Source organism: Chryseobacterium rhizoplanae, from assembly GCF_900182655.1.
GTDB lineage: Bacteria > Bacteroidota > Bacteroidia > Flavobacteriales > Weeksellaceae > Chryseobacterium > Chryseobacterium rhizoplanae.
Genome location: NZ_FXTC01000003.1, coordinates 323,402 through 348,514 on the forward strand (window position 1 = coordinate 323,402; position 25,113 = coordinate 348,514).

The 25,113-nt window shown below is 35.0% G+C and carries 27 protein-coding genes and 1 tRNA gene; 21 read left to right on the forward strand and 7 right to left on the reverse strand.

Features of this window, described 5'->3' with window-relative positions:
* Positions 1–177: 177 nt before the first annotated feature.
* Positions 178–1,098 (reverse strand): tRNA (adenosine(37)-N6)-dimethylallyltransferase MiaA, encoded by a 921-nt coding sequence (gene miaA, locus FN817_RS10130; protein ID WP_142717806.1) that lies wholly within the window; start codon positions 1,096–1,098, stop codon positions 178–180.
* Positions 1,099–1,399: 301 nt separating this feature from the next.
* Between miaA and FN817_RS10135 the strand changes: the two genes are divergently transcribed.
* The 4 genes from FN817_RS10135 to FN817_RS23125 all read left to right on the forward strand — a co-directional run bounded on the left by FN817_RS10135 (position 1,400) and on the right by FN817_RS23125 (position 4,244).
* Positions 1,400–2,257, forward strand: a complete 858-nt coding sequence (locus FN817_RS10135) for a YicC family protein (RefSeq protein ID WP_081983652.1) — start codon at positions 1,400–1,402, stop codon at positions 2,255–2,257.
* 86 nt (positions 2,258–2,343) lie between these two features.
* The gene (gene gmk, locus FN817_RS10140) at positions 2,344–2,907 is read left to right on the forward strand and encodes a guanylate kinase (protein WP_142717807.1); all 564 of its coding nucleotides are present in this window, start codon (positions 2,344–2,346) and stop codon (positions 2,905–2,907) included.
* Between the two features lie 104 nt (positions 2,908–3,011).
* On the forward strand, positions 3,012–4,031 hold the full coding sequence (nadA, locus tag FN817_RS10145; protein ID WP_142717808.1) for a quinolinate synthase NadA: 1,020 nt from the start codon (positions 3,012–3,014) through the stop codon (positions 4,029–4,031).
* Positions 4,032–4,082: 51 nt separating this feature from the next.
* A complete protein-coding gene (locus FN817_RS23125; RefSeq protein ID WP_156121187.1) occupies positions 4,083–4,244 on the forward strand; it encodes a bacteriocin-like protein in 162 nt (53 codons plus the stop codon).
* 36 nt (positions 4,245–4,280) lie between these two features.
* On the opposite strand, the gene FN817_RS10150 is transcribed toward FN817_RS23125, so the two are convergent.
* The 5 genes from FN817_RS10150 to FN817_RS10165 all read right to left on the reverse strand — a co-directional run bounded on the left by FN817_RS10150 (position 4,281) and on the right by FN817_RS10165 (position 5,422).
* Positions 4,281–4,490 (reverse strand): hypothetical protein, encoded by a 210-nt coding sequence (locus FN817_RS10150; RefSeq protein ID WP_142717809.1) that lies wholly within the window; start codon positions 4,488–4,490, stop codon positions 4,281–4,283.
* A gap of 12 nt (positions 4,491–4,502) precedes the next feature.
* Entirely contained in the window at positions 4,503–4,706 is a 204-nt protein-coding gene (locus tag FN817_RS10155; protein WP_142717810.1) for a bacteriocin-like protein, read from the reverse strand.
* A 38-nt stretch (positions 4,707–4,744) separates the two neighbouring features.
* On the reverse strand, positions 4,745–4,942 hold the full coding sequence (locus FN817_RS10160; protein ID WP_142717811.1) for a hypothetical protein: 198 nt from the start codon (positions 4,940–4,942) through the stop codon (positions 4,745–4,747).
* 61 nt (positions 4,943–5,003) lie between these two features.
* Positions 5,004–5,174: a hypothetical protein gene (locus tag FN817_RS23130; protein ID WP_167498842.1), complete on the reverse strand. Its 171-nt coding sequence runs from the start codon at positions 5,172–5,174 to the stop codon at positions 5,004–5,006.
* A 56-nt stretch (positions 5,175–5,230) separates the two neighbouring features.
* Positions 5,231–5,422 carry a bacteriocin-like protein gene (locus tag FN817_RS10165; RefSeq protein ID WP_142717812.1) on the reverse strand — a complete coding sequence of 64 codons (192 nt, stop codon included), beginning with the start codon at positions 5,420–5,422 and terminating at the stop codon, positions 5,231–5,233.
* A gap of 334 nt (positions 5,423–5,756) precedes the next feature.
* On the opposite strand from FN817_RS10165, the gene thrA reads away from it, so the two are divergent.
* The 9 genes from thrA (at position 5,757) to FN817_RS10210 (ending at position 14,212) form a co-directional block, all read left to right on the forward strand.
* The gene (gene thrA, locus FN817_RS10170; RefSeq protein ID WP_142717813.1) at positions 5,757–8,204 is read left to right on the forward strand and encodes a bifunctional aspartate kinase/homoserine dehydrogenase I; all 2,448 of its coding nucleotides are present in this window, start codon (positions 5,757–5,759) and stop codon (positions 8,202–8,204) included.
* A gap of 9 nt (positions 8,205–8,213) precedes the next feature.
* Positions 8,214–9,140, forward strand: a complete 927-nt coding sequence (locus FN817_RS10175) for a homoserine kinase (RefSeq protein WP_142717814.1) — start codon at positions 8,214–8,216, stop codon at positions 9,138–9,140.
* A 15-nt stretch (positions 9,141–9,155) separates the two neighbouring features.
* On the forward strand, positions 9,156–10,460 hold the full coding sequence (thrC, locus tag FN817_RS10180; RefSeq protein ID WP_142717815.1) for a threonine synthase: 1,305 nt from the start codon (positions 9,156–9,158) through the stop codon (positions 10,458–10,460).
* A 4-nt stretch (positions 10,461–10,464) separates the two neighbouring features.
* Complete coding sequence (gene folB, locus FN817_RS10185; protein ID WP_142717816.1) at positions 10,465–10,833, forward strand: dihydroneopterin aldolase; 369 nt, start codon at positions 10,465–10,467, stop codon at positions 10,831–10,833.
* A gap of 34 nt (positions 10,834–10,867) precedes the next feature.
* On the forward strand, positions 10,868–12,232 hold the full coding sequence (locus FN817_RS10190) for a DUF4403 family protein (RefSeq protein WP_142717817.1): 1,365 nt from the start codon (positions 10,868–10,870) through the stop codon (positions 12,230–12,232).
* A 39-nt stretch (positions 12,233–12,271) separates the two neighbouring features.
* Positions 12,272–12,769 carry an RDD family protein gene (locus FN817_RS10195; protein WP_142717818.1) on the forward strand — a complete coding sequence of 166 codons (498 nt, stop codon included), beginning with the start codon at positions 12,272–12,274 and terminating at the stop codon, positions 12,767–12,769.
* A gap of 58 nt (positions 12,770–12,827) precedes the next feature.
* Positions 12,828–12,898, forward strand: a tRNA-Cys gene (locus FN817_RS10200).
* Between the two features lie 89 nt (positions 12,899–12,987).
* Complete coding sequence (locus tag FN817_RS10205) at positions 12,988–13,431, forward strand: CPBP family intramembrane glutamic endopeptidase (protein WP_142717819.1); 444 nt, start codon at positions 12,988–12,990, stop codon at positions 13,429–13,431.
* 553 nt (positions 13,432–13,984) lie between these two features.
* Positions 13,985–14,212 (forward strand): glutathione synthase, encoded by a 228-nt coding sequence (locus FN817_RS10210; protein WP_142717820.1) that lies wholly within the window; start codon positions 13,985–13,987, stop codon positions 14,210–14,212.
* Between the two features lie 819 nt (positions 14,213–15,031).
* On the opposite strand, the gene FN817_RS10215 is transcribed toward FN817_RS10210, so the two are convergent.
* A complete protein-coding gene (locus FN817_RS10215; protein ID WP_142717821.1) occupies positions 15,032–15,472 on the reverse strand; it encodes a hypothetical protein in 441 nt (146 codons plus the stop codon).
* Between the two features lie 242 nt (positions 15,473–15,714).
* Here FN817_RS10215 and FN817_RS10220 point away from each other — a divergent pair, with 242 nt between their 5' ends.
* The 8 genes from FN817_RS10220 (at position 15,715) to FN817_RS10255 (ending at position 25,010) form a co-directional block, all read left to right on the forward strand.
* A complete protein-coding gene (locus FN817_RS10220; RefSeq protein ID WP_142717822.1) occupies positions 15,715–16,266 on the forward strand; it encodes a YMGG-like glycine zipper-containing protein in 552 nt (183 codons plus the stop codon).
* 118 nt (positions 16,267–16,384) lie between these two features.
* Complete coding sequence (locus FN817_RS10225) at positions 16,385–17,956, forward strand: LIC_10190 family membrane protein (RefSeq protein WP_228451520.1); 1,572 nt, start codon at positions 16,385–16,387, stop codon at positions 17,954–17,956.
* Positions 17,957–18,006: 50 nt separating this feature from the next.
* Positions 18,007–19,077, forward strand: a complete 1,071-nt coding sequence (aroC, locus tag FN817_RS10230) for a chorismate synthase (protein WP_142717824.1) — start codon at positions 18,007–18,009, stop codon at positions 19,075–19,077.
* A 17-nt stretch (positions 19,078–19,094) separates the two neighbouring features.
* Positions 19,095–19,658, forward strand: coding sequence for a thioredoxin family protein (locus FN817_RS10235; protein ID WP_142717825.1), 564 nt, complete (start codon positions 19,095–19,097; stop codon positions 19,656–19,658).
* Between the two features lie 9 nt (positions 19,659–19,667).
* On the forward strand, positions 19,668–20,207 hold the full coding sequence (locus tag FN817_RS10240) for a TlpA family protein disulfide reductase (RefSeq protein WP_142717826.1): 540 nt from the start codon (positions 19,668–19,670) through the stop codon (positions 20,205–20,207).
* An 84-nt stretch (positions 20,208–20,291) separates the two neighbouring features.
* A complete protein-coding gene (locus FN817_RS10245) occupies positions 20,292–20,633 on the forward strand; it encodes a YkvA family protein (protein WP_142717827.1) in 342 nt (113 codons plus the stop codon).
* A gap of 121 nt (positions 20,634–20,754) precedes the next feature.
* Positions 20,755–22,134: an orotidine-5'-phosphate decarboxylase gene (gene pyrF / locus FN817_RS10250; protein ID WP_142717828.1), complete on the forward strand. Its 1,380-nt coding sequence runs from the start codon at positions 20,755–20,757 to the stop codon at positions 22,132–22,134.
* Positions 22,135–22,187: 53 nt separating this feature from the next.
* Positions 22,188–25,010 (forward strand): gluzincin family metallopeptidase, encoded by a 2,823-nt coding sequence (locus FN817_RS10255; protein ID WP_228451521.1) that lies wholly within the window; start codon positions 22,188–22,190, stop codon positions 25,008–25,010.
* Positions 25,011–25,113 lie beyond the last annotated feature (103 nt).

Consider the following 25,113-nt stretch of genomic DNA (forward strand, 5'->3'; position numbering starts at 1 on the left):
TTAAATTATATTTGTTTTAAGATGCGGTTCTTTTCAGAGCCGCATTTTTTAATATAAAAATACCTTAATTAATGATCATCCGTACTGTCATTCTGAATGGAACAAAGTGGAATGAAAAATCTTTAAAATAATAGATGAAATTCTTCCTTCGTCAGTATGACAAACAGAGCGCTTAATTTATTCCTGAAATTGCTCCGCAATCCATTGAAGCAAGTCTTCATAATCCTTTTCAGAATATCCCAACTGCAAATAGTGAATATCGTCTGCCTTTCTGTACCATGTCAGCTGGCGTTTCGCATATCTTCGGCTATTCTTTTTAATTTCCGAAACCGCGAAATCAAGATCCCACTCTCCGTCAAAATATTTAAAAAGTTCTGCATAGCCCACGGTATTTAAAGCTGTCAGATCTTTGAATTGTTCAAGACCTTTCACCTCATCCAGCAAGCCATTTTCCATCATTATATCCACTCTTCGGTTGATTCTGTCATACAGTTCTTCCCTGGGAGCTTCTATCCCGATTCTGATCACATTAAAATCTCTGGAATCCTGAGAAACAGCGATTAGTTCAGAATATTTTGTATCAGTCTGCCAGATCACATCTATAGCACGCAAAAGTCTTCTGTGATTGTGAATATCCACCACACTAAAATATTCGGGATCAAGTTCTTGTAAAATTTCCTGAAGTTTTTCAATTCCCTCCTGCTCCATGATGGTCTGAAGTTTTTCCTGATTTTCAGTATTGGCCTCAGGAAGATCGTGTAGCCCTTCTATCACTGCTTTTTCATACATCATACTTCCGCCAACAAGAATAACGGTGTCATGAGCTGCAAAAAGTTCATTGAGTTTTTGAAGCGCATCTTCTTCGTACTGACCGATAGAATAATATTCTTCAACTGAAAGATTTCCGATAAAATGATGAGGTGCCCCGGCAAGTTCCTCCTCAGAAGGTGCAGCGGTTCCTATTTTCATTTCTTTAAAAAACTGACGGGAATCACAGGAAATAATCTCCGTATTGAAATGTTGAGCCAAATCAATTGCCAGTCTCGTTTTACCAATTCCGGTGGGTCCTACTACAGAAATCAAATTTTTCTTTTTCACAGCGCTAATTTACGAAAATGCGCTCATTTGATTTTTTATTTTTAAATACAAATAAAGCTGCTGTTTATTTTGAACCATTAAGTTTTTAATGAAGAAGTTGAGAATATTAAGATGAGCTTCGCTATTTAGCATAACGCTTATCAAAATCTATGAGATTTTTTCTTAATTAAACTTAATAGCTTAAATGTTCTTAATGGTTCAAAAATAAATTTAAAAACAGAATAATATAAACTTTACGTTCAAGTTTCATGGTATTATATTATACACTTAAATGTTTATCTTTGTAGAACAATAAAAAACTATGATTTTATCAATGACCGGATTCGGTAGAGCCGAAGATGTTTTTGAAGGAAAAAAAATTACAATAGATATTAAATCATTGAACAGCAAGAGCTTTGATTTGAATATCAAAATTCCTTTACGTTATAAAGAAAAAGAATTTGAAATCAGAAAAATTCTTAACGATAGAATTATCCGTGGAAAAGTAGACTGCTACGTTAATATTGAGAACCTTGAAGAGTCCAATGATGTAAAAATTAATAAAAATTTAATTGAATCTTACATCAATGAGCTTAAAAACATAGCTTCTGACGGTCCCGATTTCGAATACCTTAAAATGGCGGTAAGACTTCCTGATGCCATCTCATCAAGACCTGATGAACTTACAGAAGGTGAATGGGAATCACTGGCAAAAATTGTCAATAATGCCGTAGACAGATTTGAAGAATTCAGGAGAACTGAAGGCAGCATTTTACATGAAGAATTAAACAGGAATATTCAGAATATTGACAAATATCTTGGAGAAGTAATTCCTTTTGAGGAAGAAAGAATTGTCAGCGTGAAAGAACGTTATCAGAAATCTTTGAAAGAATTCGAAAATGTTGATGAAACGCGTTTCTACCAGGAAATGGCCTATTTCACTGAAAAGCTTGATATCTCTGAAGAAAAGGTAAGACTTACCCAGCACCTGAAATATTATAAAGAAGTAATGGACAATGAATCTTTCAACGGAAAAAAACTGGGCTTTATTTCTCAGGAAATCGGAAGAGAGATCAATACATTAGGTTCTAAAGCCAATCATGCAGAAATCCAGAAACTGGTAGTAATGATGAAGGATGACCTGGAAAAAATTAAAGAACAGACGTTAAACGTATTGTAATGATAGGTACGGGTTACGAGATGCGTGATTATCATTCTTAACAATGAACTCCGTAACTCGAAACCTGAAACCCGAAATTGTAAAAAATGGATAAAGTAATTATATTTTCAGCGCCATCAGGGAGCGGAAAAACTACATTAGTAAAGCATTCACTGGAAACATTTCCGGAACTGAGTTTCTCAGTCTCATGTACAACGAGACAGCCGAGAGGAAGTGAAGTTCATCAGGTAGATTATCATTTTCTGACCCCGGATGAATTCAGACAGAAAATTTCTGAAAATGCTTTTGTAGAATATGAAGAAGTATATACTGATAAATATTACGGTACTTTAAAATCTGAAGTAGAAAAAATCTGGAATCAGGGAAAAGTAGTTATTTTTGATGTAGATGTAAAAGGAGGTATTTCGTTAAAAAAATATTTTGGTGAAAAAGCCCTGTCTATTTTTATAGAACCGCCTTCCATTGAAGAATTGGAACGAAGATTGATTTCCAGAAATACAGATGATGCAGAAACCATAAAAACCCGTGTAGCGAAGGCAGAAGAAGAAATGTCCTACGCCGGCGAGTTTGATAAGATCGTGATTAATACCGATCTTGATGTAGCTAAAAAAGAAATAGAAAGTTTAATAAAAAGTTTTATCAGTAATTAATGGCTGGAAGATGGAAGCCAGAAGATGAAAGTAATCAAATACTCTCAAAATCTAACTTCTAATTTCTAACCTCTAGCTTCTGATCATAAAAAATTGAGGTTGATATGAGTACCGAAACATTAGAAAAAGCTAAATCTGCAATTCCTGTCAGAGGATTTCTGGATATTAAAGATATTGCTATTCCTCAGGGAGAAGAGTTGGTAAAAGCCATTCTTAAACTTAAAGAGGAGAAAAATGCTGTTATTCTTGCCCATTACTACCAGCCGGGAGAGATTCAGGATATCGCTGATTTCCTTGGAGATTCTTTACAGCTGGCAAGGCAGGCAAAAGAAACGAATGCAGACATGATTGTATTCTGCGGTGTACATTTCATGGCGGAAGCTGCTAAAATTCTGAACCCAACTAAAAAAGTAGTTCTTCCTGATACAATGGCCGGATGCTCTCTGGCTGACGGCTGCTCCGGAGAAGGATTAAGAAAAATGCGTGAACAGCACCCGAATGCTTTAATTGCAACTTACATCAACTGTAACGCAGAAACTAAGGCAGAAAGTGATATCATCGTAACCAGTTCAAATGCTGAAACGGTAATTGAAGCACTTCCTAAAGACAGACCAATCATCTTCGCACCGGACAAAAACCTGGGAAGATATTTATCTAAGAAAACAGGTCGTGACATGATCCTTTGGGATGGAAGCTGTATCGTACACGAAGCTTTTTCAATGGAAAGAATTGCCCAGCAGCTGGCAGATAATCCCGATGCCAAGCTGATTGCTCACCCTGAAAGTGAAGAAGCTGTTTTGAAACTGGCTCACTTTATTGGTTCTACTTCTGCTCTGCTGAATTATGTAGAAAAAGATGACTGTCAGAAATTCATCATTGCAACAGAAGAAGGAATTCTTCATGAAATGAGAAAACGTGCTCCTCACAAAGAACTGATTCCTGCATTGGTTTTTGATGAAAGCTGTAACTGCTCGGAATGTTTCTATATGAAACGTAATACAATGGAAAAATTGTACTTATGTATGAAGTATGAACTTCCGGAAATTCTTATCGATGAAGAATTAAGATTAAGAGCATTAAAGCCTATTGAGGCAATGCTTGACCTTTCCAAAAGCATAAAATAATTTTTTTGTCATGAATATTTATTATATTTAAAACTTAAACTAATAATAAATATGAAAAATCTAAAAAAATTAGACAGAAGAAGTCTTAAAAATGTAAATGGAGGTGGTACCATATGTAACTTAAACTGCGAAATACATGAAACCTGTGGAGCGGGATGTAATGGAGAATTAATCTGTGTACCCAGAGGAATGTATATTCCGGATAACTGTTAAAAAAATAAAGCACTGTTTTCACAGTGCTTTTTATTTTTAGTCTGCAGTGATTGCAACAAAACAATCTGTGCTTACAATAACGCACATTCTGCAATTCTCAGATAATGTCCAATATGCCTCACACGAAGGATCACTGGAAGAGCCTGGTCCAAAAATCAGATGGGTAGGACAGCCGTCACATCTGGAAATAGCCGCTCCATTCACAAGTTCCAGATCTCTTCTGCTTAATCTTTTAATTGTTTTCATACTTTTAAAATTTTAAGAAACTCCTCCGCTCATACATGACATATCAACAATCACGCACATTTTACAACGGTCAGGAAGCATCTGAAAAGCCTCGCAGGGAGCATCGCCAGGATTATTTCCGTAAGTCGTATTCTTAGGACATCCTGTACATGTGGCAGGACCTGCTCCTTGCACCGTTTGAAGTTCTTTTCTGTTTAATTTCTTTAGATTTTTCATAGGAGTTTTAATTAATTTTTTGATTTTACTATTTTTGATTAGGCTTCAAGAATTGGGCAGCTACCTGGGATGGATGGATCATAAGGGAAAAGGTAAAGACAAACTTTACGTCCTTTAAAGTCGGTACACACTGCACAACCTTTTGGTCCGCAGTCAAGATCAACAGCACAGGTATCTCCTCCACCTCCAATAATAGCTCTTAAGCTTTCTCTGTTTAATTTCTTTGAATTTTTCATGGTAGTTTTTATTTCAAATTAAATTTTTGATGGTTTTTGATTAGGTAAAATCAGTCAATACTTATAGCATCGGTGCATAGCAAGTACCTCCTGGCTTTAACCAGCATCCCCATTTTCCACCTCCGCGGAAACATACAAATTGCTCTCCACCACATGCTTCAATCTGAATATCAGTGAATCCTCCGCTGATATTTCTCTTTTCTTCGCGTGATAATTTTTTAATTGTTTTCATATTGTAATAATTTAGTATTCGGTAATAAAAAAACAACAAACATTTGTTATTCAAGATTAATAAGGACCAAAGCATTCAAAGCTTACCAGTACTCTTCCTTTACAGCATTCCGGTAAGGCATGGTAATCAGAACATGATCTCGGTTCACCTGGTCCGTAAGGTCCGGGAGGGCAGTTTGCAGTACAAGGGCCTATTCCTCCGTTAATTGATTTTAAATCATTTCGATTGATTTTCTTTAAATTTTTCATGTGTATTTTGTTATTAGTTAATGTTATAAATGTAACATTTTTAATCAATTACACCAAATATATCTCCAGAAAAGGAAATATATTTTATTATGTTAAAAACTTGGCTGTTTCAAAATAAGTTGTACATTTGTCCTGTTACAATGAATTTATTAAGAAACATATCTGATATTTCTGCCCTGAAATCGCTTATTTCAGGCATATCTTCTGTTTCTACATTCACAACTACAACAACTACCCCATAACGGGGTAAATTTTCACATATTATTTCCGGTACCTGTACTCTTTTTTCTAAAGAGTAGTCACTTCGTTATATCCAACTTCAAATAAATAATTGATGAAAGTTTTAAAATTCGGCGGAACTTCAGTCGCCCATTCTCAGAATATCCTTCTGGTGGAAAAAATAATAAAAGATGAATCTTTAAAAAACAAAATAGTTGTTATTGTATCAGCATTTCATGGCGTTACTGACCAACTGATCAGAGCAGCAGAACAGGCTTCTGTAAAAGATGAAAATTATATTCAAATAGTTCAGAATCTTGAAGAAAAACATATCAGTCTGGTCAAAGACCTTTTTCCTATCACAGAACAGAGTTCATGGCTGAGTTTTGTTAAGAAACATTTTAATGATCTTGAAGACCTTTACAGCGGAATTGCAGTTCTTGGTGAACTTACCAACAGAATCAAAGATAAAATTGCCACTTACGGAGAGTTTTTATCTTCAAAAATTATAGCAGCAAGACTTCAGCATGAGGGATTAGACTGCATATGGATGAATTCTGCAGACCTCATCAGAACAGACAGTAATTTCACCAATGCAAAAGTAGATTTTCAATGCACAGAAAATAATATTATCAGTTTTCTGAATGAAAATAACAATCGTATTATCATAGGTCCTGGTTTTATAGCCCATGACGAAAAAAATAATGCTACAACATTAGGACGAGGTGGTTCTGATTACACAGCTTCCATTATGGCTGCTTCTATCCATGCAGAAGAGCTCCAGATATGGACCGATGTAAGCGGAATGATGACTGCTGATCCCCGTTTGGCTTCTAATGCAAAACCTATATCAGAAATATCTTATCATGAAGCCATGGAACTGTCCCATTTCGGGGCAAAAGTGCTTTACCCGCCTTCCATTCAGCCTGTCATGGAAAAAAACATAAATCTGATCATCAGGAATACTTTTGATCCGGATGCACAGGGAACTTTAATTTCTCACCAATTGAAGTCTTCGGATGACGAAAAGCAAATCGCAGTAGGTATCTCCAATATGAACAGGATTGCTCTTCTTACACTGGAAGGCAGCGGAATGGTAGGAATCCCGGGTATTTCAGCAAAACTTTTCCAATGTTTAAGTCAGGAAAAAATCAACGTAATCCTTATTACACAAGGGTCTTCGGAACATTCGATCACGATTGCAATTGAAGAAAAAGAAGCTTTGCGTGCCGAGTATGCGATCAATTCTTCTTTCGCGGATGATATCAATCTGAAGAGAGTGTATGCCGTAAAAATTGAAACCGGACTTTCCATTGTAGCTTTAGTTGGAGAAAGTATGAAAAGCAGAAGCGGCGTAAGCGCCAAAATGTTCGGATGTCTGGGAAATAATGGTATCAATATAAGAGCTATTGCCCAGGGATCTTCGGAAAGGAATATCAGTATCGTTATTTCAGAAAAAGACAGCAAAAAGGCAGTGAATGTACTTCATGAGGAATTTTTTGAAACTGAAATTAAGCAAATTCATCTTTATATCTGCGGAACAGGAAATGTAGGTTCAAAACTGATCCAGCAGATCTATAACCAGAATGCTTATCTGAGAGAAAACTTTTTGATCAACCTGAGAATTGCAGGAATTTCCAACAGCCGACATATGTTATTTTCAGACAAAGGAATAGCACAGGAAGACTATCTGATATGGGATCAGCAGGGTGAAAAAGCCTCTGCCAAAGAATTTGCTGAAGAAATTATCCACAGAAACCTTAGAAACTCAGTTTTTGTAGATGTAACAGCCAGTCCTGATGTACCCGAAATTTATGAAAGTCTGTTAAAAAGAAGTGTGAATATTGTGGCTTGTAATAAAATTGCAGCCTCTTCAGATTTTAAAAAGTATAAAACTTTAAAAAATACAGCGAGAAACCACAACTGTAATTTTTATTTTGAAACTAATGTAGGAGCAGGACTTCCGGTAATAGGAACCATCAACGATCTGATCAAAAGTGGAGACCAGATCCAGTCTATTCAGGCAGTATTGAGCGGAACCTTAAATTTTGTCTTTAATCATTATGATGGCAGCAGAACCTTTTCTGAAGTCGTAGCCCAGGCTCAGCAGGAAGGCTATACGGAACCGGATCCAAGACTCGATTTGTCAGGAACTGATGTGGCAAGAAAAATTTTAATTCTGGCAAGAGAAGCCGGATATCCGCTTCAGTTTGAAGAAATTGAGAATATAGGTTTTCTTCCTGAAGAATGTATGCAGGGAAGCGTTGGTGACTTTTATGAAAAGCTTACAGAATATGAAGATCATTTTAAAAACTTATTGAATAATGCTAAAAATGAGGGCAAAATATTAAAATACGTCGCAGAATTTGAAAACGGAAAAGCCAAAGTAGGCCTGCAGCATATCGCTCCGGACAGTGATCTGTTTCATCTTTATGGCAAAGACAATATTGTCATCTTCAAAACCCTCAGATATTCCGAACAGCCTTTGGTTGTAAAAGGTGCGGGAGCCGGAGCTGATGTAACGGCAAGCGGAGTTTTTGCAGATATTATTCGTTCTATTTAAAATACAATTATGAAAAAAGTAAAATTAAAAATCCCCGCTACTGTTGCCAATCTGGTTTGCGGATTTGATATTCTGGGAATGGCAGTGCATGACCCTTATGATGAAATGGAATTCAGATTATTGAACACTCCTGAAATCATTATAAGACATACTGATTCTTTTGGACTTCCGGAAGAACCTTCCGGAAATGTTGCGGGAATTGTCTTATTGAAAATTCAGGAATATTTTAATCTGAAAAGTGGTTTTGAAGTGATTATTCACAAGCATATAAAACCTGGAAGCGGGCTCGGCTCCAGTGCGGCAAGTGCCGCCGGAGCCGCTTTTGGAGCCAATATATTATTAGAAAACAAATTGTCAAAAGAGGAAATGGTCTATTTTGCCATGTTCGGGGAAGAATTGGCTTCAGGAGTACGACATGCTGATAATATTGCTCCGTGCATCTATGGAGGAATTACCCTGGTAAAATCCATCAATCCCATTGATATCATTCCGCTGAACAGTCCCGATTTATTTGTAACCGCCGTACATCCGCAGGTGGAAGTGAAAACTTCTGATGCAAGACAGATTTTGAAAAAAAATATCACGTTGAAAAGTGCAGTAGAGCAATGGGGAAATATAGCAGGTCTTGTAGCAGGAATTCAGAAAAATGATTTCCCGTTGATTGGCAGAAGTCTTAATGATGTCATTATAGAACCGATACGCAGCATTCTGATCCCGAAATTTGACGAAATTAAAACCAGAAGCTTACAGTTGGGAGCTCTGGGAGGAGGAATTTCCGGATCAGGACCATCTGTTTTTATGCTCTCCGAACAGGAAGAAACAGCAGAAAAAATTGCTCAGATGATGAAATCAGTCTATGATGAGATTGAAATAGCAAGTCCTGTATATGTTTCAAAAATAAATCCGACAGGTATTCAAATTGTCGAAGAAAATTAACCCTAAAAAACAGAAATGAAATATTATAACTTAAAAGATCATCTTGAAAAAATTAATTTCAGAGAAGCAACAGTAAAAGGTCAGGGGAAAGGAAAAGGATTATTTTTCCCTGAAAACATTCCACAGTTTGACAAAGAATTTATTCAAAACCTTCATCAGTATTCTAATGAAGAAATTGCGTACAAATGCCTGAAAGATTTTGTGGGAGATGAAATTCCATCAGAAATTCTAAAAGAAATTGTGGCAGAAACGGTGGATTTTGAAATTCCTCTCGTGAAGATCAGTGAGCAGATTTCCATTTTGGAATTGTTTCATGGTCCTACCCTTGCTTTTAAAGATATCGGAGCAAGATTTATGAGCCGTTGTCTGTCTTATTTTTTGAAAGGTCAGCATAAAAAAGTTACTGTTCTTGTAGCTACTTCCGGAGATACCGGAGGCGCTGTAGCCCATGGATTCTATAAAATACCACAAATTAATGTGGTCATTCTTTATCCCAAAAGCAGGGTAAGTCCGGTTCAGGAGAAACAGTTGACAGCATTAGGTGAAAATATCTCAGCATTGGAAGTAAATGGCAGTTTTGATGACTGCCAGAATCTCGTAAAACAGGCTTTTTCTGATGAAGAAATTAACAATCAGTTATTTTTGACATCTGCTAATTCTATCAACGTTGCAAGATGGCTTCCCCAGCAGATTTATTATTTAATAGCTTTAAAACAATGGTTTCAACATCATAAAGAAGAACCCGTAATCTGTGTTCCGAGTGGAAATTTCGGAAATATCTGTGCCGGGCTTCTGACTCATTTCAGAGGGTTGCCTGCCAGTCATTTTATTGCAGCTTGTAATGCTAATCAGGTAGTTCCTGATTATTTTAAAACACAGAAGTATCAGCCACAAAAGGCAGTTGCCACTCTATCTAATGCTATGGATGTGGGAGATCCGAGCAATTTTGTGAGAATTTTAGAGCTTTTCGGACATCAGTTTGATGATTTAAAAGATAAAATATCTTCGTATTCCATTGACGATGATAAAACAATGAATATGATCACAGAAGTCTATGAGAAATATGGCTATATTCTGGAACCTCACAGTGCCGTAGCGTTTGCTGCAATGGCGCAGTATCTGAAAGAAAATCCCGGTCAAAAAGGATATATCCTTGGTACCGCCCATCCGGTAAAATTCCCTGATGCTGTAGAAAAAGCGATCCATACCCAGATTGAAATTCCGGATTCATTGAACGAGCTGATGAAAAAGGAGAAAAAAACTGTAGAAATAAATTCAGACTTTGAAGAATTAAGACGATTTTTGCTTCATAAAATATGAGGCAATGAGCAAAATATATCTTGAAGACGTAAGAATATATGCGTACCACGGTGTACTTCCTGAGGAAAATATTATCGGGACATATTATATTCTGAATGTAGAACTTCATACTGATCTGTGGAAAGCAGCAGCATCCGACCATTTGCATGACACCATAAGCTATGCAGATATCAACGATATTCTTCACAAGGAAATGAAAATAAAATCCAAATTACTGGAACATGTAGCCGGAAGAATAATCTCAACTATTCATAACAGCTTTCCACAGATTGATTATATTAAATTAAAAATCACGAAAACAGCTCCTCCTATGCAGGGAGAAATGACAGGTGCCAGCATTGAGCTTGAAAAAAGCTTTAAACCGGAAAATTAAAATTCTTATTTTCGTTCATTAAAAAACATACACATTGAAATTCGTTAAAATATTATTTTTATTAGCAGGTATCAGCGTTTTTGGCCAGACCGGTGTTGATAATCAGCTGGCAGCTTATAATTTTCCAAAGATAAAGTCCAGTATTACTATGCCTGTGACGATTCCACTTTCCGAACTGAGCAATATGATCAATGCTTCCGTGAAAGACCTTGTTTACCAGGACGATTCTTATACTGACAATAATAATGATCAGTTTAAAGTGAAAGTATGGAAAACCAGACCTATTCGTCTTGTAGGTGGTACCAGCCAGAATTTACTGATTGAAGTTCCATTAAAAATATGGGCAGAAAAAGGAATCGGAACTCTGGGAGTCTATACTTATCAGAATACTACCTTTGAAACGGTAATGTCATTCAATACAACCGTTACTTTTAAAAATAACTGGACCATTACCACCAATACCCGACCGAACGGTTTCAGATGGGTAAGTAAACCGGTACTTGATTATGGAAGAATACAGATTCCTATTACTTCCATTGTTGAAAAAAGTTTGAAGGAACAACAGGAGAAATTCTGTAAAACGATAGACCAGCAAATGGCCACACAGCTGAATTTCCAGCAATATGCCTTAATGGCCTGGAATACCTTTTTACAACCTTTCAATATCTCCGAAGAATATAATACATGGCTGAAAGTAAGCCCGGTGGGAGTCAATATTACTCCTTTGAAGTTTTATGGAAACCAGATCAATGCTACGCTTGGTGTTGATATTTATTCCGAAACTTTTACAGGCAGCAAACCCGCAGCTTCTTCACCTGTAACCAGCGTTGCCAATTTCAATTCCACTCCTACTGTTGCGGATAAGTTTATTTTACAGACTACAGCCAATATTCCTTTTACAGAAGCAAGCAGCATGGCAAGAAAAACATTTCTGAATAAGGAGTTTGATATCCGTGACTCTAAAGTGAAAGTAACTGATATCAGGGTATATGGAGTTGATAACAGAGTGGTTATTGAAGCTCAGACCGATGGCTATATAAAAGGTACAGCTATTATTTCCGGAATTCCGGTGTATGATGATGCAAAAAGAAAAATTGTTTTATCAGAGACTAAATTTAAACTGAAAACAACCAATATTCTTCAGAAAACAGCTTCTCTCCTGTTCCAGGGGAAAATTGTAAAAATGATTGAGGACGAATATGGTATACCAACCCAGGAGCTTGAAGAAACATCAAGAAAAAGTATTGAAGAAGCTTTTAATAAAGAATACTATAAAGGTTTAAAGATGAACGGGAAAGTATTCAACCTGAAACCCAGTAAAATTCTACTCAGCAGTACAGGAATTACAGCCGTTATTGATACAAATGCTTCATTAAAGTTACTGGTCAACGGATTTTAAAATTTAAATAAAAAAAATAAACTTAAACTAATAACCAAGATGAAAAGAATTCTAAATGTTGTTGAATATAATAAAGCCTCATTAGGGATTAGGCTTGCTAATAATTTTCTGGATTTTATATTACTATATGTTATTAATTATCTCCTCTCCATTGTATCTAATTTTCTTTATGAAGTAACTTCAATTGAGTTTTTCTACCTGTACAGTAATGGAAATATATTATGGCAGATCGTTATTGGAAATTTCAATTATTTTCTTTATTACTTTTTGATGGAAAACTATTTGGACGGGAGAACAGTAGCAAAGTATATTACAGGAACCAAAGTAATCAGTACAGATGGCACAAAACCAACTACCCAGCAAATTATTTACAGAAGTCTTTCCAGGATTGTTCCTTTTGATGCCCTTTCTTTTTTAGGTGAAAACGGCTGGCATGATAAATGGAGCGAAACAAGAGTAATTAACATCAAAAATTATCAGGCTGAAATTCAAGCAAAAAGCGAAATCGAGGCTCTTGGAAAGAAAGAAATTGCTTAAAAACTTTTGTTCATAAATAAATTTTGCTATATTTGCACACCTCAAAAATGGTAAAAATGGTACTTTGGCCGAGCGGCTAGGCAGTGGTCTGCAACACCATCTACAGCGGTTCGAATCCGCTAGGTACCTCAGAAAAAACCTCTAATTATTTAGAGGTTTTTTTGTTTTTATACTTTTAATTTTTTTCAAATATTCCATTCTTTTATCATTAAACTAATATGAAAAAAACAGTAACCATCTTTATCATTTCATTTGCCTTAGCTCTTTTAAATGGATATTTCTTCAATTACATTAATGATACCTATCTGCATTTTAATGTAAATTATTATAAGCATCAAAATATCACAAAAAACGAACTACACTTTATTGCAATCTTTGTTGCTCCTTTCATTGAGACTTTAGTATTTCAATATTTCCTTTATCTGGTTTTGACGAAATGGATAGGTATAAAGAATAAATATTTCTGCATCATCATTATGAGTATCATTTTCGCATCAATGCATTATTATAATTGGCTATATATTGTGATGACATTTTTTGGAGGTATTATTTTAAATAACCTTTATATCTATTATAACAAGCACGTCCATCCCTACAGTTTTATCCTAACAGTACTCTTCCACGCATTATTCAATCTTTTTGGATTTTTGTTTATAATGTGACTTTTTCTATTAAATAATATAAAACAAGCTCTTCCTGATCAAAAAAGAGCTTGATAAATAATGCAAAAAGATGATGGATAGAAAATTATCTTACCCAAAAATAGAGGATTTAATTAGTTTACGTTTATGAGCAGCGTCATATCAGAGCAAAAAAAAATCCCCGGAAATTCCGAGGATAAAAACTAATAACCATGAAAACTCAAATTAAACATGAGTTACATTTCTATATCGAAAAATCGTGCCAAGAATGCCAACTTTGAGAAAAAAAAGCGATTTACTCCAAGTGTTATTCATTTTGTGATTTCAGCATTTTAGACAGATTTTATTGATGCTTTAAAAACCACTTCATAATTATTTATAATTAATTAAAATAAATATAACATGCCGGCAAAAACGTTAAAAATAAAATAATTTACAATTTGGTAAAATAAAATTCATATTAGAAAATGAAAACTTTCAAAATACTTAATCAAGCTATCAAAAAAAACTAAATCAACACCAAATTGGCATAATTTATTCTTCATATAAATCAATCCAATAAATTTAAATTATCATGGCACAAATAATTTTTAATAAAGAAGATTTCACGAAAAGCAATGAAAAAGAATATCAGTTGGAATACGATGTAAATGAAATAGGTAAAGGTTCCGATCTCATTGTAGAAAGACTAACCGAAAAAGGTGACTATGAAATCATTCAAGCTCCTCTGAGAAGATCAAGTGACAAAATATTTATCATTTGGGATACCCCGTTTAACGGTAGAATACTCTTCGATCTTTAAAAGATTTAAGAGTATTATATGAAAAAAGCCCCCAAAAAAAATGGAGGCCTCAAAAAACACAAATGATGAAAAAAAATTTTATATCAGAGATAAAAATTATTTTATCTATTAATTCTTAACCAAAGATATACCACACTTTTTTTTTATTTTATGAGTACAGTCATAAAATAATTATTTCTTTTAAATAATAAGCCATCCAGCCAGCAGAAACTATTTCTCAAAAAAAGACAATAAACAATGTCGTTGTAATTCCTACTCTTCCGGATTCTAGAATACTCCAAAAACTGATTTACTAAAAAATATCATATAACCTCTGATTATAGTAATATTTTACACATATAATAATATAAAAACAAAAGACTCCTCATTTAGAGAAGTCTTTTTGATAAAATATGGAATGAAAATGCTTTTATACCCAAATATACCATCTCCTGTCCAATTATTATATGAGCATAATCATAAAACTAAATAAACAGAAACGGCCTCCTGATGGAGGCCTAAAAAACACAAATGATGAAAAAAATCTATTTAGAAAAATCCAAACAGAATATCGTAGAATCATTCAATACAGCCATTGTTACTACATTCTTCAGAAGAAGATAATACAATGGAGAAATAGAGAATGAATATTTCTGTAGAATCAAAAACATCCTGAAGAATGAATCTGTAATAATTTATACAATTATAGTAATTTGTTAGTATTTATTCAATACAAAAACATAGAAACAAAATAAAAAATGTAATTAATTATTTAATGATTGAAAAAATTCTCATTTCAGGAAAGGGTAAATGTAACTAAATATTTTTTTACTCACAAACCTATTCCTCCCAAATGATCGGAATATACACTGTAATATACCCATCAGAATCTACCTGAGCGTCCGAAACTGTAGCAATTACCGTTCCATAGCCTACCCATCCACCTTGTCCTTGCATAGCAGAAAAGGTATAAGTTCCTGCCGGAAGTCCGTCATAATATTGTGGCACCGTCTGAAATCCTCCACTATAATAAGTATCATACACTTCTCCCGTAACCATGTTTTCAGCAAGAAAACTCCCTACATCATAATTTCCCGAAAGGATTTTTGCTCCGTTTTTTGAAAGAAGTCCATAACGGATCTTATAAGTCTGAGACTTTGGTGTGATATCAGCTGTTTCTGAACAGGTTTTATTATTCTCTACTGTTTCCGTGGAGGAAAATGATGTAACAACAGCCAGCAGTCCAATACATGCTGATACTGTAAAAATTGATTTTTTCATATTAAAAGTAATTTGGTATTCAAAAATAGTCAACTTATATGAATTCAATAAAAACTATCAGTGAACTAAAATTTACAAATCCCCTGCAACTCCGCATTAACAGTATAAAATCTATCATTATTAAAAATTATCTCCACTTTTTAGTAGTAATTTTAACATTCATTAACTAAAATTTGGCTTCATAATTGAGAATAAAACTAAAATCAAAGTCGTTTTGGCTTTATCTTATTAAAATTTGAATTATGAGAAAGATAATATTAGCAGGTTTTTTATCCGTCTTTTTAATGACGGCCTGCAAGAAAGATGACAGCGTTGCTGAGAAATCACTGGAAGCACAGAAACTTGAATTTCGGGCCAGACAACTTGAAATAGAAAAACAAAAACTGGCCATTGAAAAAGAAAAGATGGTCTATGAAGCTCAGAAAAAAGCAGACAGCATATCTGAAACCAAAAAAGCCAGAGCTGCTGCTGAAAATAATTCAAGACCACAGGTAATCAGAGAAACAAGAACAATATATAGAGACAGAAATTCAAATTCCGGCTCATCAGGTAGCAACGGAAATTATGCCAATAATGGAAGTGGTACCTCACAGGGAACTACCCAGAAAAAAGGGTGGAGTAAAGCAGCCAAAGGAACCGTAATTGGTACGGTAGGTGGAGCAGCGGCAGGAGCACTCATCGCTAAGAAAAACAGAGGACTCGGAGCTGTAATTGGTGGTGTTGTAGGAGGTGCTACAGGATATACCATCGGTAGATCACAAGATAGAAAAGACGGAAGGGTACAACCCCGTTAATAAATATTTTCACAATAAATATAAAGATTGCTTATTTTTAAGCAATCTTTTTTTTATGCTATTGATTCTGTTTTCTTCAATTTTCATCATACCTGTCTTAATAGGCTGGGGGAAAATCATGGAAAATGTGTCCGGGATTTTGTTTCAGGGAATCTCAGGGAAAATTTTATCCGGAATCCTGGGAATAAGCCTGATATGGACACTTATTTCTTTTTTTATTCCTTTGAATATCTATGTTGAAGCCGTTTCAATATTTGTGGGTTTATTCTTTTTCTTTAGAAATCGGCTCTATGGAGAATTTTATCAGTTTTCCAAGAAAGATTTTATACTCTTTAGTGCTGCCACTCTTATTATCATGCTCGCAGGTTCTTACTATCCTTATATATTAGATCATTTTGGCTATTATATCCCTACTCTTCAGTGGCTTGCAGAATATGGAATGGTAAAAGGAATTTCAAACGTAGATCTTACGTTGGGGCAAATGTCTGTCTGGCATATTTTTCAGGCAGGGTTTTCCAATTTTTCTGATCCATTTTTAAGAATTAATGCTGTATTACTCATTATCTACACCATTTATATTATCGAAAGAAAAAACTGGATACATCTTTGTTTCCTACCGGTTTTATTACTGTTTTCTCAGTCTCCAAGCCCGGATCTTCCTGTCATTATTTTTTCACTGATTATTCTGAATGAACTCACAGCCGGAAACAGAAATACTGCTCTCCTTTTTGCCTTTTCAGTTTTTGTTTTCTCTATAAAACCTACTATGATATGGCTGCCCATACTGGTATTCTTACATTCAGTTTTTATTTTCAAAAATAATTTCAAGCCATTACTTTTAGGTATTCTGATTCTCTTCCTTTTCTTCATTAAAAATATATGGACATTCGGTTTTCCCGTTTTCCCTGTAGCAATAGGCGATCTGGGAGTATCCTGGAAACCCAATCCCGAGGTTTTAAAAATTTCGTCACAGTTTGCCATCATGAAAACCTATGATATGCAGTACACCTATGAAGAAATCCAAAAATTTTCGACATCAGATTATATTAAAAACTGGCTTTTCCTAGCAGGAATCAAATCAAAAATTAATATTCTTTTTATCTTGAGTTTAGCTGTTTTTTCTGTATTTACCTGGATCAAAAAAAGAAAACTCATCACTCTGATCTGCATTTCATTATTAATAAAAGGTATATTGGTCCTTGCATTTTCCGCCCAATACAGATTTTTCATCGATATTTTTTTCGTGATATTTTTTGTTCTGTTTCATGAATATTTTAATCAGAAAAAATCCATGATTGTTTTTTCAGTTTTAAGTTTATTTTTTATTTCAATGTTATCTTTTCCGGCATTGATTCAAAAATATATTCCGAGTTTCAGAGTGGGAAGTTTTATGACAGGTTTTGAAAAAGAACAGCTTTACAAGCCATCAACCTACGAATATCGTCAGTTTAATATATTTAAAATCGGGAATTTTAAATTTAATGTTTCCCACAATTATCCGTACAGTTTTGATACTCCTCTTCCAGCCGTTACGCCATTCTATATTTTTGATGATGTAAAAGCAGGTATTTTCCCTCAACTATCAGATAAAAATGATCTCAAAAAAGGTTTTATCTGGAAAAAAATGACTCCGGAAGAAAAAAAAGAAGCTCTAAAGGTTATCAATAATATCAAAAACACCGATAAATAGAACAAATCCAGAAACTTTATTATCTGAAGAAAAAAAGGTAATTTTGTACTATGTTCAATACATTAGGTAATCTTCTTAGTCTTACAACATTTGGAGAAAGTCACGGAGTGGCTTATGGCGGTATCATCAATAATTTTCCGGCAGGTTTAACGGTAGATCTCGATAAGGTTCAATACGAACTGAACCGAAGAAAACCTGGCCAGTCAGCAATTGTTACTCAAAGAAAAGAAAGTGACACAGTAAAGTTTCTTTCAGGAATCTTTGATGGAAAAACAACAGGTACTCCCATTGGTTTTATCATTGAAAACGAAAATCAGAAATCGAAAGATTATGATCATATAGCAGGGGCATATCGTCCAAGCCATGCAGATTTTACTTATGACCAGAAATTTGGTTTCAGAGATCATCGTGGCGGCGGAAAATCTTCAGCAAGGGAAACTATGAACTGGGTAGTTGCCGGAGCTCTCGCCAAGCAGCTTTTATCAGACATTGAAATCAATGCTTACGTTTCTTCTGTAGGTGATATTTTCTGTGAAAAGCCTTATCAGGCTTTAGATTTTTCCCAAACGGAAAGCAATGACGTTCGTTGTCCGGATGCTGAAACGGCTGAAAAGATGATTTCAAGAATCAAAGAGATCAAAAAAGAAGGAAATACCATTGGCGGAACCATTACATGTGTGATTAAAAATGTTCCCGTAGGAATTGGTGAACCTATATTCTCAAAACTTCAGGCTGAACTGGCAAAAGCTATGCTGAATATCAATGCCTGCAAAGGTTTTGAATATGGAAGCGGTTTCTGCGGAGCCAAAATGACAGGAAAAGAGCATAATGATGCTTTCAATACCGATTTTACTACAAAATCTAACCTTTCAGGAGGTATCCAGGGTGGAATTTCCAACGGAATGGATATCTATTTCCGTGTAGCCTTCAAACCTGTGGCGACTATTTTAAGACCTCAGGATAGTATTGATAAAGACGGAAATCCTGTGATCGTAGAAGGAAAAGGGCGTCACGACCCTTGTGTAGTTCCAAGAGCGGTTCCTGTAGTGGAAAGCCTTGCTGCATTTGTATTGGCAGATCTTTTTCTGATCAATAAAACAAGAAATATCAATAATTTTTAACATAAATATTTTTGGTAATGAAAAATTACTGGGATAAAGGAATTTCTTTTGAGGAATACCTTCAGATTGCAAAAGAAAGATTAGAGAATCCTGCCAACCAACAGGAAGCTGACTATAAACAATATTATGAGCTGGGTCTTCAGAGAATGGACCGAACGGTAAAAAAATACGTCCCGGATGAAGATCAGCTGAAAGAACTTGCCACTAAAAATTTTGATGGAAAAATTTTAATCATCTCTGAAGCCTGGTGTGGTGATGCAAGTGCAACAGTACCTGCATTATTCAGATTTTTTGAAGGTCATAATGAGGTAAGAGTTTTTCTAAGAGACAGTGATAAAAGCTTAATCAACCAGTTTCTGACCAATGGTACAGAATCTATTCCGAAAGTAATTATCCTGGACAAGCACCTGAATGTAAAAAATTCGTGGGGCCCGCGTCCGAAATACGGATATGAGCTGCTAATGAAATACAAAGCTGATCCTGAAACGTATACAAAAGATATGTTTTACAATGATCTGCAGATATATTATGCCAAGAACAGAGGAAAAGATGCTGTTCAGGAAATTTTGGATCTTCTATAAAAACCAGATATGAAAAAAGGGATCATTTATCTTGTAATTATTGCCGTCATTGGTATTGTTGCGTTTATACCGGGGATAAGAAATTTCCTAAAGGATACATTCTTTCCGGTAGCCACTATTGAAAACGCTGTACATATCAGTGAAGAAGATTACGACATAGAACTTAAAGGAATCAATGCTCCGAGTACGAATCTTAAAAACTTTAAGGATAAAGGGATTTTCCTGAACTTCTGGGGAACTTGGTGCCCGCCATGCCGAAAAGAATGGCCATCTATTCAGAAACTGTATGATACCAGAAAAGATCATGTAGATTTTGTATTGATTGCAATGAATGACAAAGAAGAGGATATAAGAAAATTTTTAAAGGAAAATAATTACACTGTTCCTGTATATATTGCTCAAAGCCCTATTTCTGAGAAAATTCTTCCTAAAGTTTTTCCTACGACTTTTCTTCTGGACAAGCATGGAAGAATCCTTATCAAGGAAGATGCAACAAAAGATTGGGACACAGAGACTGTGCATCAGTTCATTGACAATATTATCAAATAAATTTTTAACTAAATTTTATAATTTGTTGGTACAGGATTTGCGAAATTTATAATGTTGAAAAATTTATTAAATCCAAACACAAAAATGAAATATTCAAAATTAAATCTTGCAAAAGAAGCCATCAATCATAAGGGCTTTATAAAAAAGATCCCTGATATTTTCAGAATGGTCAAAATGTGGAGAAGAGGAACCTATCCAATGAAATCCATAGATATTATTCTTCCTTTACTGGGAATTTTATATGTCATATCCCCTATTGACCTGCTTCCTGAATTTGCCATACCAGTACTTGGAGTCATGGATGACCTGGCAGTATTGTCACTTACCATTCCTAAACTCATCAAAGAGGTCGACAAGTTTTTATTATGGGAAGCCCAGCAAAAATACAGCGGAGCCCAAGTCATTGATGCTGAAATCGTAAAATAATAGTTTATTATATTTTTCACACCATCCTGGTCAATCCGGGGTGGTTTTTTATTTACAAATGAACGATAAATTTTTAAGCCTTATTTCAATTCCTTAAATTTGCAATATCTAATAAAAAATAATGGAAAGTAAAAAAGAATTCTTCTTAGAGTGCTACAAACTAGGCATCATCAAATTTGGTAGGTTTACCCTAAAAAGTGGTATTGAAAGTCCTTTTTATGTAGACTTAAGACCTTTGGCTTCAGATCCTAAAATTTTAAAAAATCTTGCTAATTATTTATTGGAAATGCTTCCATTGGATAATTTTGATTTAATCTGTGGAGTTCCTTATGCTGCTCTTCCTATGGCAACTGCAATGTCTCTGGAAAGCTATATTCCATTAATTATTAAAAGAAAAGAAGCTAAAAGCTACGGTACAAAAAAACTGATTGAAGGAATTTACCAGAAAGGACAAAACTGTCTTTTGGTAGAAGATGTGATCACCTCAGGAAAATCTTTGCTGGAAACTATTCCTGAAATAGAGCAGGAAGACCTTAAAGTGTCTGACATCGTTGTGGTATTAGACAGAGAGCAAGGTGGTAAACAGCTATTGGAAAGCAAAGGATATAGAGTACACACTCTTTTTAATATTTCGGAAGTATGTGATATTCTTCAGGAAACCGGTGAATTGTCTGATGAAGAAGTAAAAAGAATTCAGGACTTCCTTCAGGGGAACCATATTCAGTTTGAGGAAGAAACAAGATCTTCTTACGAGCAGAAACTTCAGACTGCACAACATTCAGTTTCAAAAAAATTACTGGAAACGGCTTTAGCAAAAAAATCAAACCTTATTGCTTCTGCAGATGTTACTACCACTCAGGAGTTACTGGAGTTTGCTGAAAAAGTAGGACCTCACATTATTGCTTTAAAAACACATATTGATATTATTTCTGATTTTGATTACGAAAAAACGATCACACCTTTAAAAGCTATCGCTGCAAAACACCAGTTCTTACTGATGGAAGACAGAAAATTTGCTGACATTGGAAATACTCAGGAGCTTCAGTTCACAAGCGGGGTTTTCAAAATTACAAATTGGGCAGATTTCGTAACGTCCCAGGTTATCGGAGGTTTTGAATCATTAGACTGTTTCCGCAATGTAGGAGTAGTAGCTATTGTAGGAATGTCTTCCAAAGGAGCCCTGACTACTGCAAGCTATCGTGAAGAGGCTTTAAAAGTAGCTTTATCTCATCCTAATGTAATTGGCGGCGTATCTCAGAACAAAATTCCTGAAGATCTTTTACTATTCACTCCGGGAGTTAATCTTGCAGATTCTGGTGATGGTAAAGGACAACAGTACAATACTCCGGAACATGTGTTCAAAACGCTGCATACAGATTTTATCATTGTAGGAAGAGGAATCTACAAATCTGATAATCCTGAAGCTGCTGCGATCACTTATAAGACAGAGGGTTGGAACGCGTATATTAATTCTTTGGAAAAAAAAGCAATTCAGGGTTAAAATCCTATAAAGTATTTACAAAATAAGTTATATTTGGGCTTTATCACGAATATTTGAAAAAGATCAGCATTTGCCTTATTTTGTTCTGGGGAGCCGCACAGGTTTCTGCACAGAAAGACAGCATCTATATTGAAGCTAAACTGTCTCCTGACAAAAAGAACCTTGAGATCAGTCAGGAAATTGTTTATTACAATCATTCTGAAAAAGACCTGCAGACCGTAAAACTCCTGAATTGGGTTTCCGCCTACAACAGACGCGGAACTTCTTTAGTCTACAGAAAACTGGAAGACAGAAATACTGATTTGCATTTTGCGAAAAGCGATCAATTGGGAAAACTTCTTGAACTGAATGTTAAGAATTCTGACAATGAAGTTATTCCCGTCAATACAATCTCAGATGAAAATCTTTTTATTCCTCTGAAAAATGTATTAAAACCTGGCGAAAGCGTCACGTTACAACTGCAATACCGGATGCAGCTTCCCGATAAAACTTTTACGGGATACGGAACATCCTCTCAGAATACAGTATTAAAATATTTCTTTATTGTTCCGGATCATTTTGATCCGGACAATATTTCCGAAAGAAACTACCATGATATTGAAGAACCCGTAAGTTTTAATACTTTCTGGACCGTCAACTTTGATATTCCCGTAAATAATTTTGTGGAAGGTAATCTTCCTCAGGTTCAGATGAACTCATTCAAAGGATATCTGGATTCAGATCCTGAGTTTTTGATTTCGACAACAGGCTACCCTTCTATAAAAACCAATGTTGACGGGGCTGAAACTGAAATTAAGTTTGGATATAACCTGAAACCGGAAGAAAAACAGAATCTGGAGTTTTATCTTCCTTTACAATTAAAATTCCTGAAAGAAAGAATTGGTATTCTTCCGAAAAGTATTTTTATTTCTGATAAATTCAGAGCTAAGGAAGACTTTTTCGGAAATAATGATATTACTTTCTGGAAATTCAGATTTCAGCTTTTTACGAATGCTGAAAAAACAGATCTGGATTATTTTGGAATCATCGCCAAGAAAATTCTTGATGAAAATGTGATTGCTGATAAAGAAAAAGACCATTGGTTCAAAAATGGTTTAAAATCTTACCTGGAAATCCAGTATCTGAAAAAATTCTATGCTGATACAAAACTTTTAGGAACCCTTCCTGAAACCAGAGTATTTGGAATAAAGCCTTTAAAATTTTTCCATGCGTCCAAGGTAAAACTTCTGGATCGTTACGGACTTTCTTATCAGTATATCATGCTGCAAAATCTTGATCAGAAGATTGATGAGCATTTCCCTGTTTTAAGCAATTTCAATGACATGGCTGTCAGCAGCTTCGAAACCGGAAGTTTGTTCAATTATTCAGCGGATAAAATGGGATATGATCATTTCAATGATATTGTAAAAGATTATATTTCCCAGAATTCCGGAAAAAGAATACATCCTGAAGGTTTTCTAACTTCACTTTCTGAAAAGGATAAATCAACAAATTATCTTTCAAACTTTTTCAGGCAGAAAAACAGAGTCGATTTCAAATTAAAAAACATTCGGAAAGAAAACGATTCTCTTCAAATAAACATTACAAAAAATACAGATACTTCTATTCCTGTAAAACTGGAAACCGAAACCCGAGAAGGAGAAAAGAAAGCGTACTGGATAGATACTGATGAAAATGAACGTATGTCAAGTCTGACGCTTCCTGCTTCAGAAAACATTTATAAAATCACCCTAAACAGCGGTTATATTTTCCCTGAATCAAATTACAGGGATAATTTTCTGTATGCAAAAGGAATTTTTTCCAACGCAAAAAAAATTAAGCTTAAATTCATAAAAGACATTCCGAATCCTGAATATAACGAAATTTATCTCAGTCCAAGAGTACGTTTCAACAATACATATGATAAATTCCTTCTGGGAGTTAACTTAAAAAACCAATCTTTATTTGATCAGAAATTCCTGTATTCATTTACGCCAACCTACAGTACCGGAACAGGAAAGCTGACAGGTTCTGGAGCCGTTTCCTACTCTATTCTGCCTGCCGAAAGCATTATCCGAAGTTTAACCTTTGGAGTTTCCGGTTCTTATTTCCATTACGATTATGGATTAGCCTACAGAAAGAGTTCAATAGCTACCTCTGTCAACTTCAGAAAAAATCCCAGAAGTACCGTTAGCAGAAGTATCGGAGTTTCCTATAACTATTTTGAAAGAGATCTGAGCCCTAAAATGATTGCCAATAATGACTACAGCAAATACAATGTCTGGACTGTTGGATATGGCTATAGTGACAGCCAGATGATCCATGAAAAAAGTTTCAGTCTGAGTACGCAGGGAATGGAGGATTTTAATAAAATAACAGCTGAAGGTTTCTATAGATGGGAATTTGCTCCTAAACAAAAGCTAAGTTTACGTTTGTTTGCCGGATACTTCTTAAGAAATAACACAAGAAACAACCTTTTTGACTATGGAATTTCGAGGGTTTCCAACTACTCTTTCTCTTACAATCTTTTGGGAGAAAGTGCCAGTAGCGGTCTGCTTTCACAACAGTTTATATTAGCTGATGGTGGTTTCAAATCATTCCTGCCGGGAACGGTAAACCAATGGATCACTTCTGCCAACGTAGATTCAAGTGTATGGAAAATTTTCCATGTGTATGCAGATGCCGGAGTTTACAAAAACAAAGATCTTCCTGCTAAATTCATATGGGATACCGGAGTTAAAGTAAGAATCATCCCGGATTTCCTGGAAGTTTATTTCCCGATACAGTCTTCTTTAGGATTTGAGCCTTCATTTAAAGATTATGGAAAACGCATCCGATATACATTGATTCTTAATCTTGGTTCCATCATCAATGCAGCAAGAAGAGGCTGGTATTAAAATACCGGAAAAAAGATAGTCTCAGAATCAAATAATTTGGCTTTGTCATTCTGACGAAGGAAGAATCTTATAAATAGCCGGACTTATGAGATTCTTCACTACA

Bases quoted from the DNA above. Each gene is read 5' to 3' on its own strand.
- FN817_RS10135 (WP_081983652.1), top strand. From the start codon at position 1,400: ATGATTTTATCAATGACCGGATTCGGTAGAGCCGAAGATGTTTTTGAA.
- gmk (WP_142717807.1), top strand. From the start codon at position 2,344: ATGGATAAAGTAATTATATTTTCAGCGCCATCAGGGAGCGGAAAAACT.
- nadA (WP_142717808.1), top strand. From the start codon at position 3,012: ATGAGTACCGAAACATTAGAAAAAGCTAAATCTGCAATTCCTGTCAGA.
- FN817_RS23125 (WP_156121187.1), top strand. From the start codon at position 4,083: ATGAAAAATCTAAAAAAATTAGACAGAAGAAGTCTTAAAAATGTAAAT.
- FN817_RS10150 (WP_142717809.1), bottom strand. From the start codon at position 4,490: ATGAAAACAATTAAAAGATTAAGCAGAAGAGATCTGGAACTTGTGAAT.
- FN817_RS10155 (WP_142717810.1), bottom strand. From the start codon at position 4,706: ATGAAAAATCTAAAGAAATTAAACAGAAAAGAACTTCAAACGGTGCAA.
- FN817_RS10160 (WP_142717811.1), bottom strand. From the start codon at position 4,942: ATGAAAAATTCAAAGAAATTAAACAGAGAAAGCTTAAGAGCTATTATT.
- FN817_RS23130 (WP_167498842.1), bottom strand. From the start codon at position 5,174: ATGAAAACAATTAAAAAATTATCACGCGAAGAAAAGAGAAATATCAGC.
- FN817_RS10165 (WP_142717812.1), bottom strand. From the start codon at position 5,422: ATGAAAAATTTAAAGAAAATCAATCGAAATGATTTAAAATCAATTAAC.
- thrA (WP_142717813.1), top strand. From the start codon at position 5,757: ATGAAAGTTTTAAAATTCGGCGGAACTTCAGTCGCCCATTCTCAGAAT.
- FN817_RS10175 (WP_142717814.1), top strand. From the start codon at position 8,214: ATGAAAAAAGTAAAATTAAAAATCCCCGCTACTGTTGCCAATCTGGTT.
- thrC (WP_142717815.1), top strand. From the start codon at position 9,156: ATGAAATATTATAACTTAAAAGATCATCTTGAAAAAATTAATTTCAGA.
- folB (WP_142717816.1), top strand. From the start codon at position 10,465: ATGAGCAAAATATATCTTGAAGACGTAAGAATATATGCGTACCACGGT.
- FN817_RS10195 (WP_142717818.1), top strand. From the start codon at position 12,272: ATGAAAAGAATTCTAAATGTTGTTGAATATAATAAAGCCTCATTAGGG.
- FN817_RS10205 (WP_142717819.1), top strand. From the start codon at position 12,988: ATGAAAAAAACAGTAACCATCTTTATCATTTCATTTGCCTTAGCTCTT.
- FN817_RS10210 (WP_142717820.1), top strand. From the start codon at position 13,985: ATGGCACAAATAATTTTTAATAAAGAAGATTTCACGAAAAGCAATGAA.
- FN817_RS10215 (WP_142717821.1), bottom strand. From the start codon at position 15,472: ATGAAAAAATCAATTTTTACAGTATCAGCATGTATTGGACTGCTGGCT.
- FN817_RS10220 (WP_142717822.1), top strand. From the start codon at position 15,715: ATGAGAAAGATAATATTAGCAGGTTTTTTATCCGTCTTTTTAATGACG.
- FN817_RS10225 (WP_228451520.1), top strand. From the start codon at position 16,385: ATGGAAAATGTGTCCGGGATTTTGTTTCAGGGAATCTCAGGGAAAATT.
- aroC (WP_142717824.1), top strand. From the start codon at position 18,007: ATGTTCAATACATTAGGTAATCTTCTTAGTCTTACAACATTTGGAGAA.
- FN817_RS10235 (WP_142717825.1), top strand. From the start codon at position 19,095: ATGAAAAATTACTGGGATAAAGGAATTTCTTTTGAGGAATACCTTCAG.
- FN817_RS10240 (WP_142717826.1), top strand. From the start codon at position 19,668: ATGAAAAAAGGGATCATTTATCTTGTAATTATTGCCGTCATTGGTATT.
- FN817_RS10245 (WP_142717827.1), top strand. From the start codon at position 20,292: ATGAAATATTCAAAATTAAATCTTGCAAAAGAAGCCATCAATCATAAG.
- pyrF (WP_142717828.1), top strand. From the start codon at position 20,755: ATGGAAAGTAAAAAAGAATTCTTCTTAGAGTGCTACAAACTAGGCATC.